Source organism: Vibrio eleionomae (genome assembly GCF_009874545.1).
GTDB classification, from domain to species: Bacteria; Pseudomonadota; Gammaproteobacteria; order Enterobacterales; family Vibrionaceae; genus Vibrio; species Vibrio nitrifigilis.
This window is the reverse complement of the sequence record NZ_WEKT01000008.1, coordinates 59,050-76,702: the sequence shown is the minus strand read 5'-3', so window position 1 is coordinate 76,702 and position 17,653 is coordinate 59,050. Positions and strand designations below refer to the sequence as shown.

9 protein-coding genes are annotated in these 17,653 nt (G+C 44.3%); all 9 read left to right on the top strand.

What is annotated here, in order from left to right:
- Genes F9817_RS06880 through F9817_RS06840 form a run of 9 tightly spaced genes read left to right on the top strand, consistent with a single transcriptional unit; the run spans position 1 to position 17,055 of the window.
- A complete protein-coding gene (locus F9817_RS06880; RefSeq protein ID WP_161154219.1) occupies positions 1-651 on the top strand; it encodes a CIS tube protein in 651 nt (216 codons plus the stop codon).
- 13 nt (positions 652-664) lie between these two features.
- Positions 665-2,455, top strand: coding sequence for a type VI secretion system tip protein VgrG (vgrG, locus tag F9817_RS06875; protein ID WP_161154218.1), 1,791 nt, complete (start codon positions 665-667; stop codon positions 2,453-2,455).
- Between the two features lie 15 nt (positions 2,456-2,470).
- On the top strand, positions 2,471-2,770 hold the full coding sequence (locus tag F9817_RS06870; RefSeq protein WP_161154217.1) for a PAAR domain-containing protein: 300 nt from the start codon (positions 2,471-2,473) through the stop codon (positions 2,768-2,770).
- Positions 2,771-2,798: 28 nt separating this feature from the next.
- Entirely contained in the window at positions 2,799-3,242 is a 444-nt protein-coding gene (locus F9817_RS06865) for a GPW/gp25 family protein (protein WP_161154216.1), read from the top strand.
- A gap of 3 nt (positions 3,243-3,245) precedes the next feature.
- Entirely contained in the window at positions 3,246-7,211 is a 3,966-nt protein-coding gene (locus F9817_RS06860; protein WP_161154215.1) for a baseplate J/gp47 family protein, read from the top strand.
- Complete coding sequence (locus tag F9817_RS06855; RefSeq protein ID WP_161154214.1) at positions 7,211-8,047, top strand: hypothetical protein; 837 nt, start codon at positions 7,211-7,213, stop codon at positions 8,045-8,047. The genes F9817_RS06860 and F9817_RS06855 overlap by 1 nt, the downstream gene beginning before the upstream one ends.
- A 5-nt stretch (positions 8,048-8,052) precedes the next feature.
- Positions 8,053-10,431, top strand: coding sequence for a hypothetical protein (locus F9817_RS06850; protein ID WP_161154213.1), 2,379 nt, complete (start codon positions 8,053-8,055; stop codon positions 10,429-10,431).
- Positions 10,428-14,600, top strand: coding sequence for a contractile injection system tape measure protein (locus tag F9817_RS06845; RefSeq protein ID WP_161154212.1), 4,173 nt, complete (start codon positions 10,428-10,430; stop codon positions 14,598-14,600). The genes F9817_RS06850 and F9817_RS06845 overlap by 4 nt, the downstream gene beginning before the upstream one ends.
- Before the next feature lie 10 nt (positions 14,601-14,610).
- Positions 14,611-17,055 (top strand): hypothetical protein, encoded by a 2,445-nt coding sequence (locus F9817_RS06840; protein ID WP_161154211.1) that lies wholly within the window; start codon positions 14,611-14,613, stop codon positions 17,053-17,055.
- The last annotated feature ends 598 nt before the right edge of the window (positions 17,056-17,653 follow it).

The following is a 17,653-nucleotide window of genomic DNA, read 5'->3' as shown; positions in this document are numbered from 1 at the left end:
ATGAGCGATACAGCAAATAAGTTAAACATAACCCCAAACGGTGGTACTGTTTATACACTTCAGCTAAACCCAAGCTCGTTAAAACATACCTTCAATATACAGTATTCTAATCCATGCGATGACAAACAAGCTGCTGGTTCATTAGCTAAAAAACTGAGCTTTTCACATTATGATTCGGAAACATTAACGTTTGATGCATTATTTGACTCCACTGGAGTCACTGAGTCTGCCAATGCGCAGATAAAAACCAAAATCGACGGTTTAAAAAAATCTGTTTATAAATATGATGGAAGCTATCATGAACCACAACCAGTAAACATTGTATGGGGAGCATTAGATTTTGACGGCCGTTTAACAACAATGTCCGTCGATTATACTTTATTTGATACAAGTGGCATTCCACTAAGAGCAAAAGTAAGTCTGGGTTTTAAAGGGTACATGACATTAAAAGAACAAGAAGCAGTAAAAAAGGCCAATTCACCAGACCTTACTCATATTATTGAATTTAAATCTGGTGATACACTCCCACTATTATGTAGCCAAGTATATAAAGATAGCAGTTTTTATATTGATGTCGCACGCGCAAATAATCTAGTTAATACTCGATTAATTAAGCCTGGCACCAAAATTTATTTTCCACCTTTAATATAAAATCAGGTTTATTATGGCAACGTCTCCAGCAACAAATAGTACTGGTGTGGTCACCTACGCTATTAAAGTTGATGGAAGTACAATTGATACTTCCATCGGTATTATTTCGATCGATATTTATTACAAAATAAATCAAATCGCAACCGCTGAAATTGTAATTAGTGATGGAGATATGGCCTCACAAACTTTCGATAACAGTGACGCCAGTACATTTAAGCCAGGCGCAGCCATCGCTATATCAGCTGGTTATGCCAGCACGGAAAATACCATATTTGAAGGTATTATCATTAGCCATGGTATTGAAATCACGTCAAATAACAGTTCAACACTCAATATCATGTGTAAAGACCAAGCGATCGCGATGACTATCGCAAAACATAGCCAATGCTTTCTCAAGAAAAACGATAAGCAAATAATCAGTAGTCTTTTATCTAACTATTCAGGTTTATCAAGTTCAGTCGGCGCTATGTCTAATACCCACCCTGAAATGGTTCAGTTTAATAGTAGCGATTGGGATTTTATGCTCACCCGCGCCGAAGCAAATGGATTTGTGATCACCAATCAGTCAAACAAAGTCACCGTAGATAAGCCATCAACCAGTAGTTCCCCCACATTGGTGGTCACTTATGGCACCGACTTAATCTCTTTTTCCGCCAATGTGGATGCACGAAACCAACTCAGTTCTGTCACCGCCACCTCGTGGGATTCGACTGAACAGAAAATGGTGACCGGAAAAGGTTCGTCTCAATCGATCAAAAGCCAAGGAAACCTCACAAGTAGCTCTCTAGCGAGTGTGTTTAACATCAGCGATTACACTCTACAAACCGCTTCTACTGTGAGTGCCGATGCACTCGCCAGCTGGGCAGATGGTCAGCAAGTCAAAGCAATGCTAAGCAAAGTTCGTGGCAGCGTAACCTTTCAGGGAAACTCGAAAGCCAGAATAGATACTCTGATTGAATTGGCCGGCGTCGGTGATCGTTATAACGGTTCCCATTATATAGGTGGTATTCATCATAGCATTGAAAATGGGCAATGGATCACCACGGCAGAGCTAGGACTATCACCAATGTGGTCCTCCGAGCATCGTGATCTTGGTGCGCCACCTGCCTCTGGGTATCTTCCCCCTGTCGATGGTTTACAAATTGGTGTTGTTACCCAATTAAACGAAGATCCAGGTTCTAACTATCGGATTCAAATCAAAATTCCGACACTCGATAGCGAGTCCAACTTAATTTGGGCACGTTTAGCCACCTATTACGCGTCGTCTGGATACGGCAATTTCTTTATTCCTGATGTCGATGATGAAGTTATTGTCGGCTTTATCAATCAAGACCCGGGTAACCCGATTATTCTTGGTTCGGTCTATAGCAGTAAAAACACGATGCCAAATGATCTAACAAGCGATAACTACATCAAAGGCATCGTCACCAAAAACCAATTGAAACTGACCTTTGATGATGAAAACAAAGCCATCACTTTAGAAACCCCCGAAGGCAACTCGATTGTCATGAGTGATACCGACAAATCAATCACACTCACTGACCAAAACAGCAATTCCATCAGCATGGGCGAAAGTGGCATCACGATTAAAAGCTCCAAAGACGTCACGATCAGCGCTGACAGCGCGATCAGCACCGAATCAAGCAGTGGCACCACCATTAAAGCCACGGGTGACGTAAAAATATCGGGGGCAAACGTCTCCGCTGAAGCCAAAACAGGATTAACGGTAAAAGGCAACTCAACGGCTGAGGTGTCTTGTTCTGGCATTACGACCATTAAAGGTTCAATGGTGAAAATTAATTAGATTTAGAGGTGATATATGCCGTTTGCTGCTCGAATTACCGATCTACAAGTTTGTCCTATGGTCACCACCGCCGTTCCGCCTATTCCTCACGTCGGCGGACCTATTATCGGCCCCGGAGTGACCACTGTATTAATCGGCAACCTACCCGCATCAGTGGTGGGTGACACCTGCACCTGTGTCGGACCGCCTTCCACGATAGCAAAAGGGTCGGCAACCGTACTCATTGGCGGAAAACCGGCCGCCCGCATGGGCGACAGCACTAACCATGGCGGCACCATCACCGTCGGATGCCCCACCGTGATGATCGGTGGTTAAACATATTCAACAAGGATGACAAATACGTATGGCACAACACAATGCATTTTTGGGCACGGGCTGGGCATTCCCTCCCAGTTTTAGCGGCCCTCACCACCAAGCTATTTTGAGCTCAGATATTGAAGATATTGAGCAAAGCTTGATGGTGTTACTTTCTACCACTCCGGGTGAACGGCCAATGACACCGGATTTTGGCTGTCGAATTAATCAGTTTAACTTCGAGCAAATCACTCGAACCACACTGACACAAATCGAACATGAAATTCGCCACGCCATTTTATTTTTCGAATCACGGATTGATGTTGAAGAACTGCATTTTTTGCCTGTTCAAGATTCAGGCAAGTTACTGATTCAAATTGACTACACCGTGATCACTATTAACACACGTAGCAACATGGTTTACCCATTCTATTTAAATGAGGGGACATTGATTTCACCTCAATTAATGCCGCTACCTAACGAGTGGATTTAGACAATGACTTCTCGCCAACAACAGCTTAATAACGCGATAAATCCATCAGTGTTTCAATGCCATGAACTTAGCTTTGAGCAACTTGTTGTTTGGGCAAAACAGTTTGCTCAACAATTACCTTTTCGAAACTTGCAAGATCAAGCACAAGGCACCTGGGGAAACCTATTCCAACACAATGAGATTGTCGTCTGCGCAGCAATACTGACCAGCGATACTAAGTACATCCAAACCCAGTTCAGACAAGTTCAACGCCAGGGCGAAGAAATGACAGCTCAGTTCTTGCTGGTGTTATTGAAACGGCTCCAAGAGTGGTACTTATATCTGCCTGGCGCACCAGAAAGCGCTTACCAGTTTAAATATTATTTACTCGATGAGTATCAAACACATTTATCCCTGCCAATAAGCTTGGTTATACCGCGCTTACCTGAACAATTTCGTGCTCGAGTGCAAGAACTGGATGCACTTTGGAACTTAGATGAGCATATGCTCGATACTGGTCCACAAACCTTACAAGATGCTGAATTTACTGACCAAGCGCGCCACTGTTTTGCCAAAATCATTTTTGTTATCGAGCAAATAAAACAGCAAAGTCAAACAGTGTTAAAAAGCGCCCTCTCACATCAACAGAATGGGCCGCAATTAGCGCTCTATTTTGCGTTTTTAAAACTGTTTGAACGGGCGCAAAACAGCCTTAATCAATTTACAGAAAAGCACCTTAATTTTTATTATCAAGATGTGTTGCAACAAGAAAAACAAGCAACAGCTGATGACGCTATTTTTCTAAAACTGTCATTAAACAATAAAACACACAATACCGTATCGTTTGCAAAACACGCCGAATTTAGCCCCGGTGATGACTCAGACTTCAAACCCATCATCTATCGCAGCCAATACCCAATAGAGGTCACTGATGCTGAAGTTACCCGCGTTTTCAATCTTACCTTACAACGAGATCCACTCGTTTCGCCTGAAAGAGAATCAGGTTACGCATGTGGTGTAAGTGCGCAACAACAGCAACTTGATATCACCGCATCAGGTGAAAACTTTCCGCTTGCTCAACAGTTTCCTTTTTTTCATAACGAACACTCGTCTGAAGATGAATTCCAGCCAATGGGTATGATCATTACCGACCCAATTTTTACCATGGCACAAGGTAATCGTTACATCGATATCACACTTCATCTCAAAGAACAGCGTGCCAACATTATCGAGCAAGAACTCATAAACGCCGGTGATGATGAAGCTATCATCAACGCGCTTACCAGAGTTTTTCATCAACTGTTAGCCACCCATGATCACTTGTTTGAAGAATGGTCTGCCATAATTAACGCCAATAACTTAGTCACACACATATCCGCTCACCAACGAACAAAATTACAACAATTAGAAGCAGCACCGCGAGTCAGTTTGGCCCGCAAACTGTTTTATTTTCAACTGCTCGACTTTGTGGCCTCATCGTTAACAAACGACAATCCGCTGGCGTTAACAAAAGTAGATTTACTGTTTCGGATCATTGGGCAAATTGTCAGTCGTCAATGCCTCTACACCGCAACGTGGCTAACCAAAGAAGACAGTGCACATATTCTCACAATAATTGCCCCATTACTGGGCGACGATTTGACCGCCTACACCACTATTCAAGACTTGTTATGTGAATCTTCAACGGCTGCGTTTTATCATATCTTTCAAGATGTTTTTGATATTGCAGTTACTACGGACGAGGGCTGGGAAACACTGTCAGAGATAGAAATACACCCCGGTAGCGAAGAAGATTGCCACATCGGATTCAAACTCAAATGTTACATAGATACCGGATTTGAAGCCATCGTTCCAAACCAAGCCACAAGGCCAGATAGTGCGTCATTAAAAATTACGTTAAAACCACAAAGTAACTGTTTTCCATATTCAATTTTTCGCGATTTTGAACTCGCACAGCTCACTATCAACACGCAAGTGAACGGTGTGACGCAATTGCAGTTATTTAATCAAGAAGGCCAAGCGGACACAAAACAACCCTTTTTCTTACTCGGTTCGCAACCTTATATCGATTCTTATGCTGTTATTGCCAGTGAAGAAATTGCCAGAAAGTCACTAACACAACTGTCATTTCACTTCACTTGGGGTGGGCTGCCGCTTGAAAAACAGGGTTTTGAGCAATACTACGCTCAGTACCCTTATGCCTATACAAACAGCTGTTTCAAAATTGCAGCCCAAGTATTAAATAGCGGGCAATGGACGCCAATTGGCCCCCTTCAACAATCGCTCTTTACTCCCGCACACGGCGCTCTGGATAACACTCGCAGTTTCTATTTTTCGGATATCGATAATAGTTATACCCCGGTGACGCGTCCATGGCCCGAGGTTCCTTACAACAACCAAACCAGTATCCGCAATGGACTATTTCAGTTAAAACTGACCGGTCCAGATACCGCATTTGGCCACAACGATTATGCGCCACTTTTTAGCGACATACTGACTCACAATGTGAAAAGTAAACATAAAAAGGCACGGCCAAACCAACCTTATGCACCATTAGTTAACCAGTTATCAATTAACTACTCAGCACAATCAGTGATTGATTTGCAAAATAACGTGCATAAAACCCAAAGTGAGCTTATCCATTTGCATCCCTTTGGACAAAGCTTAATCTACCCTCAAACACAAAGCCAACAGATGGATAAACCTCGGTTATTAGCTAATTATCAAGAAGATAGCCACTGTTTTATCGGCATTAAGGCCAGTGAGCTGTATGGGTATTTAAATCTATATTTTGCGTTTGATGGTAGCGCTAAGTTACTGATGCCTTATCCTTCTACCGCTTACAATTGGTATTACTTAGTCGACAACCAATGGCAGCCTCTAAACCCGAATAAGATTATTCACGATACCACCCAAAGCTTTCTCACTTCAGGCGTCGTGACCTTGGATATTCCGGGATCCATCAATAAAAATCACACCGTCATGCCATCAGGCCTGTTTTGGTTACGAGTCAGCACCAACAAAGGCATCGATCAATACCCCGTGTGTCAGCATGTCGCGACTCATGTGGTTCAGGTCAATGGCAAAGGCGCGCCAATGCAAGACGATGGCATAACTCCACTTTCTTTCTCGACATGGCGTAGTAAGCCTAAAGTGACAAATTTGGCCGCCATTGCGCAGCTAAATCCGATGACCCAACCGCCAGAATTAGAAAGTGATCAGCAATTTCAGATGCGAGTCAGTGAACGTTTACGCCACAAAAACAAGGTACTAACACCTTGGGATTATGAACACCTAATCCTCGAACACTTCCCCAAAGTGGGTGCAGTTCATTGTTTCCCAACTCGCTCTTTTTATTCACAGGAACGCGAACCGGGCAAAGTGTTAATCATCGTCACGCCGAGTGATATTCATTGTGATCATAAACCGTGCTTACCGAAAAAACTCGATGCCTCGTACTTACTGAGTATTCGCCAATTTTTGTTATCAGTATCTCGCCCACACGTACAAATAGAAGTACGAAACCCAGGCTACGAAAAAATCCAAATTCGGTGCAAAGTGACATTAAAAGAGGGCGTTAGCCATGGTCCAGCGCTGCGCAAATTAGAACAAGCAATCAAATCTCAGCTATGCCCTTGGGAGCCAAATTCACTCAATACCGGGCTAGGTTTTGGTTTGTCATTAGAGAAGCTGGGCGCGTTCATTCGTAGCCAAGACAAAGTGGTTAACGTCAGCAGTTTGTCCGCATTAAAAATCAGTATTGACGAAGATACCGATTACTCACTGCAAGACAGCGCCGCCACCCATCAACCGATCCAAGCCGCTTTCCCTTGGTTTCTGTTGATCCCCGAAGTACATCACTACATCCAAATCTCAACCGATAATCTGGCGCATGACCCCGAAGAAGCGGGCATTGGTGATCTGGTGATCGGCGAGCAATTTATCATTCATTCGACTACGACTTCGAATAACAAAGGAACGGAAGAATAATGGCTAAACGCAATCGAAGTACGCTTAAAAACTATTTCCGCCAAGGAACTATGCCATCGGCAGAACACTTCTCCGATCTGATCGACTCCTGCGTCAACCAGGTAGAAGAAGGCTTTATCAAACCCCCAGCAACTGGACTGCAGCTTAAAGCATTAGACCAAGAACATATCTTGAGTTTTTACCAGCAGAATCACCCCAATCTCCCGATATGGCACGTTGGATTCGCCCCTCAAGAGACCAATTTGCAGATTTTTTCTAACCCAAAAGCCAATCTTGCAGAAGACAGCGATCCATTTACGCAAACCGACCGAGAACCTGCCATCAATTTATCAATGACAGCGCAAGGACACGTAGGGATCAATACCGCCACACCACGCCAAACGCTGGATGTTAATGGCACCATTGCAGCACACGGCCGGATGGGAACCCAGTTGCTTGAAAGCCCAATTCCTGCGGATGGGCAATGGCACGACATCACACCAGAACTCGAAGGTTGCCATATATTTGAAGTGGTAGCGGGAATAGGGATTCAACACAGTGGTCGCTACGCTCTAGCACATGCACTCGCTATCAACACCTGCGCGCCTAATAAACACTGGTGGCAATGGCACGATAAAAATCCCATCAACGTCACACAAGCACATTTTCACTCAGCAGCCGACAAAATCAAATTTCGTTGGCGTCAAGACAACCATAAAGGCACCGTGCGCCCTTATGTTTTGCAAATGTGCACCAACACCTCCTTTGGTGAAAACCAGACCATTCAGTATCACATTACCCGGTTATGGAACGACCCATTTATGGAGCACTGCCAACTAACGTTAAAGGATGAGTAAGGTTAATGATGTCGACTACTATTTCGAAACAGAGCCATAATGATAACCCGAATAGTTTTGAGCACCTTTATCAGCTTGGCTTGACCTATATACAGCAGTTAAGCGGGCAGATTTGGACAGACTATAACCCGCACGATCCAGGGATGACTATTCTTGAACAGGTGTGTTATGCGATCACAGATCTGATCTATCGCTGTGAATTTTCGGTAACCGATTACTTATGCGATGAACGCGGCAACATCGATTACCCTGCCCATGGGCTTGCCTTAGCACAAGAGATTCTGCCGGCTTACCCACAACAACTGGCAGACTATGAGCACTGGTTGCTGAACAAACTGCCACAACTTGATAATGTTTGGCTACGCTGGAACGCGAATACCCCTTCTTTAGGCATTTACACCATCAATGCACAGTTAAACCATTTTTATGCCTTAAGTCAGCCAAATAAAACGGCAACGAACGGTATTCCAGATAAGCGCCAGTCGGCCATCAACGACATTTATCGTGAGTTTCACCAAGTGCGCGCTTTGGGAGAAGACCTCGCCGCAGTGCAATTAACAGGACAGCACCCACTGACCTTACATGCCACGTTCTATATTAATGATGAAATTACTAACGTCACCGAACTCGTAGCGAACATCTACCATCAGGTCAAATTATGGTTAGAAACAACAACGAAAACCACCACTGCCGATGTAATTAAAGAAACGCTTCTCGCCGAAGAGTCGATTCAACGCATCGATGCATTTCAATTCATTCAATACAGCGACGACGCTGGCCAAGACACGCCAGCCTATATTACTGAAATTGCACCTTTCTCTTACTTAAAACTGCCTGATTCGTCCGCCTCATTGGGTATCGAAATTATCCAACATCAACACCCCATTGAGATAGATTATTCAGACCTCACTATTCAGATAGAGCAACTGCAACATCAGCGACGAGCCAGTCAAGTCACCTCCACCTCGTTAGCGGCGCTCCCTAAAGGCCATTATGTGGATTTTAGTCAGTACGAATCGATCCAAACCCTATTTCCACGTAATTATCATTTAGCACCAGGCACACCTAACCGTTACGATGCCCAGCAACAAGGACAACGCTATCAACTGCGCGGCTATTTACTGCTGTTCGATCAATTCATGGCCAATTTTTGTCAAGATATCGAAGCCTTAGATAGCTTGTTTTCCCTGTCTTTAGAACCTCAAGCGACGTATCACCAGCACGTATTACAGCCGGATGAGTTTTATAACATTGACCAACATTACCCCAAAGAAGCGACAACACGCTTAGAGCAGCTTCGGGCACGTTTCGACAATTATCCAGAACGAAAAAATCGACTTTTCGACTATTTACTCGGGTTATACAGCGAACGGTTCCCTGATGAGTTGCATCGGCAATTTAACCCTTACTTTTCTGCTCAAGAATTGGAAAGGCAATTGCTCAAATATAAACAAGCATTTTTGCTCAATATCACCACCATGACCAACCAACGAAGCTTGGGAGATAACCTTTTCAATGCCGATCATCAAGGAGGGTATCGCCAACGTCTAGCTCTATTACTCGGCCTTTATCCTCACTCTACGCCAACGGTCACCAACAACCAAAGTTTGATTGAAGCTGCATTGAATATCATGCCCAGTGACACCTACTATCAAAGCGATATTGGTAAAGATATGGTGATATTACTGCCCGAAGACATGACGGCTTATTTACAACCATTAACGGACAATATCGTTGAAGAAAACATTTCTTCCTCCCAACGCGCCTACCTGCGTGAAACCTTACCTTTACTCAGTGCGCAAACACTGCCAGAAGAACTGTTGCAATATGGGATTGATAATCGCCGATACCGTCTTTTATATGACGAGCAAGAGAATGACTACCAGTTATTGTTTTGCATCGATCACCACAGTTCACAGGAATGGTTGTACATTGCTCATGATGAAAGCGCCGAACAACTCACCCAACTGTGTCATCAACTCCAGAACTGGCTTATTGAATTAAACCAAATCAGTGAAGGCTTATATGTTGTTGAACCAATATTGCTACGCACTCAACAAGACACAGCCAGACTCAGCACCTACGCCAATCGGATAACGATTGTGATGCCTAGCTATACTGCTCGATTTAGTCAGCACAAATTTCGTGAGCAGGCTGAGCAGCTGATTATCGCCAATAGTCCTGCGCATCTACTTATCCAATGCCAATGGTTAGAGTTTTACGCCTTTAGCCAATTTGAAACGCTCTATTCACTATGGCGAGACGCTAAAGCAAGTGCTCTTCAACACCAAGAACAACAACCGGATTGTGATTTAATTGCCCAAGAACTGCTTCATTTTCTGCATAAGTGTCATGCCCACGGTGTTGGAGAATCAGACCGATGAGCAACACACATAAAATCAATCAAACCCATATTGAGTTTGCTTTTGATCATCAACAAGATGTGGATACGTTCGAGCAACGAGCCCCCCAATGGGTGGTACAACACCTGCTATCAGAAATAGAAAGCGTGTTGGATGAGCTCTGCCCCGCTAATCAAACCATGGTCATTGATTCATTATCCCTCGAGCTCGGGGATATTAATGCCAACGATTTTTACCAACAAGCGCCGCAAAAACTCAAACAGATATTACGTGAAAAGCTCACCGAGCAATTGTATCTTACTAAACGCGTTGAAGACGATTACGTGCCTGCAAAAGCATCGTCACAAACACCACTTACGGCAAAACCTGAGCATTTCGTGGTGCTTTCTCAGGAACAACAAAACTGGAACGTATTGTGGACATTCTTAACTACTGGATTACTGCCCTGGTCTGTTTCCAATGAACAATCCATTGTTTCTCTTGGTTTGGCCGAGTCGGTGATTGACCACGCTAAGCAACTGGCCAATGCGCTAAACCAATCCAACCAGAGTGACCAGATCGTACAACGGTTAATCGAACAGTTCCCAGCATCATACCTAAACAAACTGTTTCCACAGCTATCTCTAGCTCAGCAATGGCAAATGATGCGGTTGCTACTGACTCATTCAAAAGGACACTCCGTAGAATTACGTCAATGTTTAGGAAAAGCTTGGTATCAGCGCATAACACGATGTTTAACACAACACGATTTAACGCCATTACATCCGCATTGGGCGATGCTTTTTGCTCAATTTACACCGCAGCTACTTAGCGCACTCCAGCAGCGAAATTCGGATCATCAGTTACCCAACGATTTATATCGCGATATTGAATTGGCCAATAGATTACAGCTTATTAAAGCGTTAACACCGCAAGAATACCCATTTTTAAGTTCAATATTAAGGGCGCCGCATTTATGGCAACAGCCCAGCCAAAAAGAAAATCCAGCGCAAACAGCCGTTGTAGAATCTGTTCAACCACACAATCCAGCCTTGTTATCTGAAGCTCATGTAGAACAGCACCTATGGCTGTTCACGTTGCACTATTTATTGAGTGATCATAGCAGTGACTTTAATCGGCAAGCCTATATGACGCAGTTAATTCACCATATGGCCAATGCACAAAATCAAAACACCGGAACGGTGCTAAGCGCACTAATAATGGCGGTGGGCACTGTGAATATCACTAGTGAACTGCAAGACCAACTACTCAGTTTACTGCATGTGATTGAATCCACTCTTTCGAATACCGATATCCTGCCCAGCGCTACACCAGAGCAGCAGCGGTCGCTATCAATCGAGGAATGGGTTACACCAGAACAACAAACACCCGCACACCAAATCGAGCCAGACAATACACCGGCCTTAGCTTATATTAACGAATTACTGATAGCCCTTAGCTCAGGAACAGAAGCCCAACTCCAATCTTACTGGCCAGACAATACCCTACAGTTTGCTCAACTCTTGCGTTGGTGCGGGCAACTCAGTGATGTGCGCCAGCACTGGTCAACTCACTACAGCGATAACACCCTGTTAAAGCTTATCGATGTGTTGGCTCCTACCGCGGTTCCCTTGGTGCAAATACTATTAGCGCCCACCAGCCTGTGGTTCACACTCCAATGGCCAACAACGACTCGCCAGCCTACAGCCAACGAAATTCGTACTCAATTATGGTGCATTACCTTTACTTACTTCATTGTGGAAACCCGTGGGCACGTGAGTCAAAACGACTACTTACGCTACCTCATCAAAACCATGGCCGATCGGTATCATCGTTCTTATCACGCTTTACTGCGAACAGTCACAGTTCAACTGAATAAGAGCCGCTTGTCGTCTCCAGTATTTGAAATCATCACCAAATACCTCAACCAACTAACTACTCACTCGCACAGTAAAAAAAAGATGCAAAACAACAGCCAACTTAACACTGTTCTAACAGCCTTATATACCCCTAGCATGCTACGCACCTTCTCTGAAGAGCAAATCTCTGATGTGGAAAACATCATTATCACATTGCAGCACGGTAACCTGACTCACTGGAAACATCATATCAATGTATGGCAGCGCGATTATTCCCAACAGTTACCCTTGATTATTCGCAAACTCGGGCAACACACTGCGGTTATTCGCCGCTGGGCAGCGAATCTCAACGACGCAGCACTACTCACCATCACCGCCATTCTCAATCCCAATGCCAAAGAGATGGTACACAGCATGATTTCTGAAAGTCATACACTGGGGATGGTGGTGAACAATGCTAAGAACGGCCAGCCAGATATACCTGGGAATGCAAGCAACACCAAAACCGCACTTTGGGAATTAACCTTGCACTATCTTATTAGCCAAGAAGGCAGCAAATTTAACCAATACCAATATTTATTAAATGTCACAGAGCAGCTTGCAGCCCGTTATCAGATTGAGATTGAAGTATTTATCTATGAATGGTTAACCCTTTGTGATAATAGCTTTTTATGGCGTGATCAGTTGCTATTTTTAATGGATCATCAAGCGCGCACAGTGCCGACCGCACCAGAATTACTCACACGAATACAAACCGCCAACCATTCACCCGTATTAGATCAACGCCAGCGTAGCGTGCTATTCCAATACGCAGCAATTAACGCAGCGGCTATGACAAGTCAGTTACATGCTTGGCACAGCAGCGAATTACAACGTTTAATCCGCGTGGTACAACCCAAGCTATCGGCACGCGTAGTTGCCATGACCCCGCTGCTACTTGCTATCGTACACTTGTTTAAACTTCCGATGCCTTGGTTTTATCAAGTGTTATTCAGCCACGATTGTCCCTCTACTGCCGAGCAATGGCTGCAACACTTACTGCAACACATCAACAAACATTCCACGACATCACAAGCCGACAACTACCAACAACTATGCCAATTGGTATTAACCAACAATACGATTCACGAAAGCCTTACTGAACGTCAACGTTGGCTGTTATCCATTGCCCCGGTAGATAGCTTACTCAACACGTTACAACAATGGGTGGAAGGTCAAGCTCCAGCTCCAAAAAACGAGGTCATCGCCTACTTAGCACAGCACGCTAAATACCCACTCCACCACTGGCTACAGCGTGCACTTATTGATCCAAATATTCTGCAACGCCTACTGAACGAGTGGCCATTAGATACCCATCAAACGCTATTTTTTCCAACGCTGACCAGTAATGCGATTGCACTGCTGATATTGCGCAATACGTTCAGTCAGCTATTCGAATCCAAACCACAAGGAGAACGTCTATTTTGGCAAACACTGTATCGCCAACATATCCTCAAAGGCATCGCCCTCGACAGCCATCTTTTCATGCATCGCATGCTTGGGGAATTAGGCCAACTTTGGGCTGGGCATACCCATGTCGATACCAGCACTCATCGCTCTGCTTTATCTCTATTGGTGAAAACATTGCAGCCTCTCGTCACCTCAAAACCTCTACAAGACACATTGAAACAAGTGGCGAACATGGATAAACCCGAACACTCAAACACGCCACTATGGCAATCACAACTGAATCAAACACAACCAGACATCAACAAAATCATGAAAAATATCGACATACCCAATAATAATGGTGGTTCATCTGACAACGGAATACCTTGGCAAGATCCGCAGGCGGAAGAAACCTCAAATGACGACCCAATCACTATTAGTAATTCAGGCTTAGTCATTATCTCCCACTATATCCCAATGCTCTTTGAGAGGCTGACGCTCACCAAAGGGCAGCAATTTATCAACAAGAAAGCGCAATATCAGGCACTATTTTGTCTGCAATATCTCATTACTCACTCTAGTGCGGCCCCTGAATATCAACTGCCATTAAATAAAGTGTTGTGTGGCGTAGACCTAGCCGAGCCTGTTCCCGAAGACATGCCACTGCCAGAAGGCGCCGAAGTGATACTTGATGGGCTAATGCATGCGGTGATCCAACACTGGAAAGCTCTCGGTAACACCAGCATTCAAGGATTACAAACCACTTTTATGCAACGTGAAGGACAACTGACCGATACGACCAAAAACTGGCATCTAGCAGTCGCGCCAGGCACGTTCGATATGCTTTTAGACCAATTACCTTGGAGTTTTCAAACCATTAAACACCCATGGATGGACAAACCTCTGTTTGTTATCTGGCGCTAAGGAAAAAACCATGAAAAACGTAAAATTCAGAGAAGTTCCACTTATTTGCAAACCAATACAGCTGCGTGCCAAACGTATGACTAGCTGGCTGCTCTGTTGTGGGCTGCTAAGTGGCATCTCCATCATCAGTAATGCAGCAGCCCCGACGGTCCCAATAGATAAAAGCACTGAGTTCATTACCTGTAGCCAGCAACTCACTAACAGTGACGACCGTTATTTAGGCAGTGTTATCCAAGCACAGCTCGCCACTTTGTATAAAGATAATCCCATTTATAAAGCGCAGCTCAAACAAAGCAATAAGCCACTTAACGATGGCATCGTTGGACCCAAAACTCGTTATTGGCTGGCCTACTACTGTGGCGAATTTTCCTTTACTGCCCCCAAAGTAGCAAATCTTCCGCATCATCATTTTATTCAGTCTTTGCTGCTGAGTTTAAGTCGCGCTTCACAGCGCAGCGTGCTATTCCCAACTTGGCGCGGGGCAATAACACCACCAGAATTGCTGCAACTCACACCGCAGCAAATCATGCAAAAATTGGCACTAAAGGCCTCAAAAACTTGGCACAACAGAGTGATCCCAGCAGCCGATACTGCGCCTTATTATTATGAGATTACAGAAAATGATTTGGCGAGTCTCACCTTACGCCACTCGGTTTTAAAAACCTTAGGTAAATTGGGCAAACAGCAGTTTGATTCACGCAGCCCTCTTTACAACCAACTCAGCGACCTATTTACTCAGATCAATATTCCCATAGAACCGCCATTGAATATTGATGAGTTAATTCAATCGCACACCATCGAAACTGAACCGCCGGCCAGCAGCACAAGTAAAGAAGGAGAAGCTCCGACACCGATGGCGACCGTACCCACGACTCAAATCGTATGGCAGTTAAATAATTCGGCACTGCAGCAAACCATCAAAAAACTTGGGATCAGCGCCTTGGGCAAAGAAGAACTGAAAGCACTTGCACCACTACAAGATGAAGTATTCCCCAGCCTGTATTTACTGAAAATGGCAATCAAACTGGCAGGGTTACCCCCTTCTGTTATGGAAAATAAAGGCGTGTTTTCCTTAGCGAAAAAAAGTGGGCTGAGCGAGCCACACCCAGTGCCGATGCAATGGAACGCTCCTGCCAATTGCGGCTGTGAAGACAGCCAAGACTCCATTTTTAGCCAAGCGACTTTCTACGGCTTTTATCCCTCTTGGTCTCATCCGCAAGCGGGGCAAACCATTAACTTCAGCCGACTAGACCGAATTGGTTATATTGGTGCCGTCATGAAACCAGAGGGACATAACAGTGTGTTAGACCTACCGCAAAACTGGTTACCAGCACCTAAATTTAGCCAGTTTATTCAAACGTCTCATCGTTACCGCAGTGATATTGATTTAGTGGTCTCTGCACCAAGAAACCTATCACGAGATCAACTCACCGAGTTATTTTCACGTGACATGGTAAAACGCTTGGTGAAAGCCGTTACGACACCGCTCAATGGGTATTTCACCAATCGTGTAGAACCTTGGATTACGTTAGGCTTTAAACAATTACCAACCATGGCTGATGGCATTACTTTAGATATCGATCTGTCCATCTTAAATACTCAAGCCAGTCGGCAAGCGTTTATTTCGTTTGTTCGGCAGCTTAAGCTTGCGTTACGTGCTAGCCACCCCTCACCATGGCACCTAGCACAGAACGCAATGCAAGCAGAAACAGACGACCGCTATTACGTTAACGTGGTGGTGCCCATTAAAGAATTAATTGAACCGAACCATTCCATTTTTAATTTTAAAAACCTAAATCAACTCGCTCCCATCACTAATTTGTTTATCATGCGGCCAAGCACTGCTGAAGCAGTGAAGCCTAATAACGAACTGACGGAAATACAGCAGTTGCAAGAATGGTTAAGCCATCAAGATAATCAAACCAAAGCTAAACAACTATTTAAACATATGGTGCCGATGTTAATTACCGAGCATAACCGCGATCGCCAAGACGATTTAGACCAGCTAATTAACCTCTCCAGTTGGAGCTTTTTAGGCGCTGCTTATTGGCCAGTACCACTTGGCATCGATAATCAAAAACTTATCGATGCCAACTTCTTCCCGACCAGTACGCCACTCCCTGCACCACTAAACCAACTGGTGAGCTCGGTGAATACCGTATTAAATTGGGTTTGTCCAAATCGCTGGTTATTGAGAATGGGCCTATTCATTTCTTTCACCTTTATCATTGTATTCTTAGTGCTATGTATGCAGCATTTTCCACTAAGAAAATACCTAAGCCAGATGCCCTTTGTCGCACTCACTGCGGCCTCCATCATTGGGCTAATGTTGGCCTTTATAGCCGACCCAGTTTTTAAAGATTATCAAGGCCCAATTTTACTGGTATTTATGCTGGTTATTGGGGCTGTGTTATACGCCGTTCGTATGGTTCGTAAGGAAGGCGATAAGCCTTAACGGCTCTGGAGATATAACGAATACCTCGACTCTCCTTTTATACCCAAATGACCTCAAGATGCAGAGTTCAGAGCTTCATCAACGAGCCTAGGTCAAGCTCAATCACGGCAGGAATGGTTATTCCCTTTCAACGTGATTGGGCGCAGAAATAGGCTTGTTGATGAGCTCCCAAAGGGCGAGTTGTATTCGCTCCTAGGCTGTGTTGCTGATTTTCAACGTAGAATCACTATGTCTTCAAATCAGCGCCTTGCCCAAGAGCGAATACATTCTCGCTGAAACAGCATCTTGAGGTTACTTGGGTATATTATTGATCAACCTAAATCCGAGTGTTTAACAACACTCGGATTTTTTGTCTCTCGAATATATTCTCTGCCAGTATCCATAAAAGAAAAAATATGGCCTGACCTCAGCCAAATTAATACAGTGCATTAAACTCGGAAATCGAGTAAAAAATGACGAAATAGGAATATGAAGAATGGTAGGGTAAATTGGAATGAAGAAGGCTCAATGGTATAACAAAGAGCCTATATAGGGAGGTAGTGGTTTTAATCAGGCTTAATCGCCAAACCAGGGCGATGCACATACAATTAAGTGGCAA

Bases quoted from the DNA above. Each gene is read 5' to 3' on its own strand.
- F9817_RS06870 (WP_161154217.1), top strand. From the start codon at position 2,471: ATGCCGTTTGCTGCTCGAATTACCGATCTACAAGTTTGTCCTATGGTC.
- F9817_RS06855 (WP_161154214.1), top strand. From the start codon at position 7,211: ATGGCTAAACGCAATCGAAGTACGCTTAAAAACTATTTCCGCCAAGGA.
- F9817_RS06865 (WP_161154216.1), top strand. From the start codon at position 2,799: ATGGCACAACACAATGCATTTTTGGGCACGGGCTGGGCATTCCCTCCC.
- vgrG (WP_161154218.1), top strand. From the start codon at position 665: ATGGCAACGTCTCCAGCAACAAATAGTACTGGTGTGGTCACCTACGCT.
- F9817_RS06850 (WP_161154213.1), top strand. From the start codon at position 8,053: ATGATGTCGACTACTATTTCGAAACAGAGCCATAATGATAACCCGAAT.
- F9817_RS06880 (WP_161154219.1), top strand. From the start codon at position 1: ATGAGCGATACAGCAAATAAGTTAAACATAACCCCAAACGGTGGTACT.
- F9817_RS06845 (WP_161154212.1), top strand. From the start codon at position 10,428: ATGAGCAACACACATAAAATCAATCAAACCCATATTGAGTTTGCTTTT.
- F9817_RS06840 (WP_161154211.1), top strand. From the start codon at position 14,611: ATGAAAAACGTAAAATTCAGAGAAGTTCCACTTATTTGCAAACCAATA.
- F9817_RS06860 (WP_161154215.1), top strand. From the start codon at position 3,246: ATGACTTCTCGCCAACAACAGCTTAATAACGCGATAAATCCATCAGTG.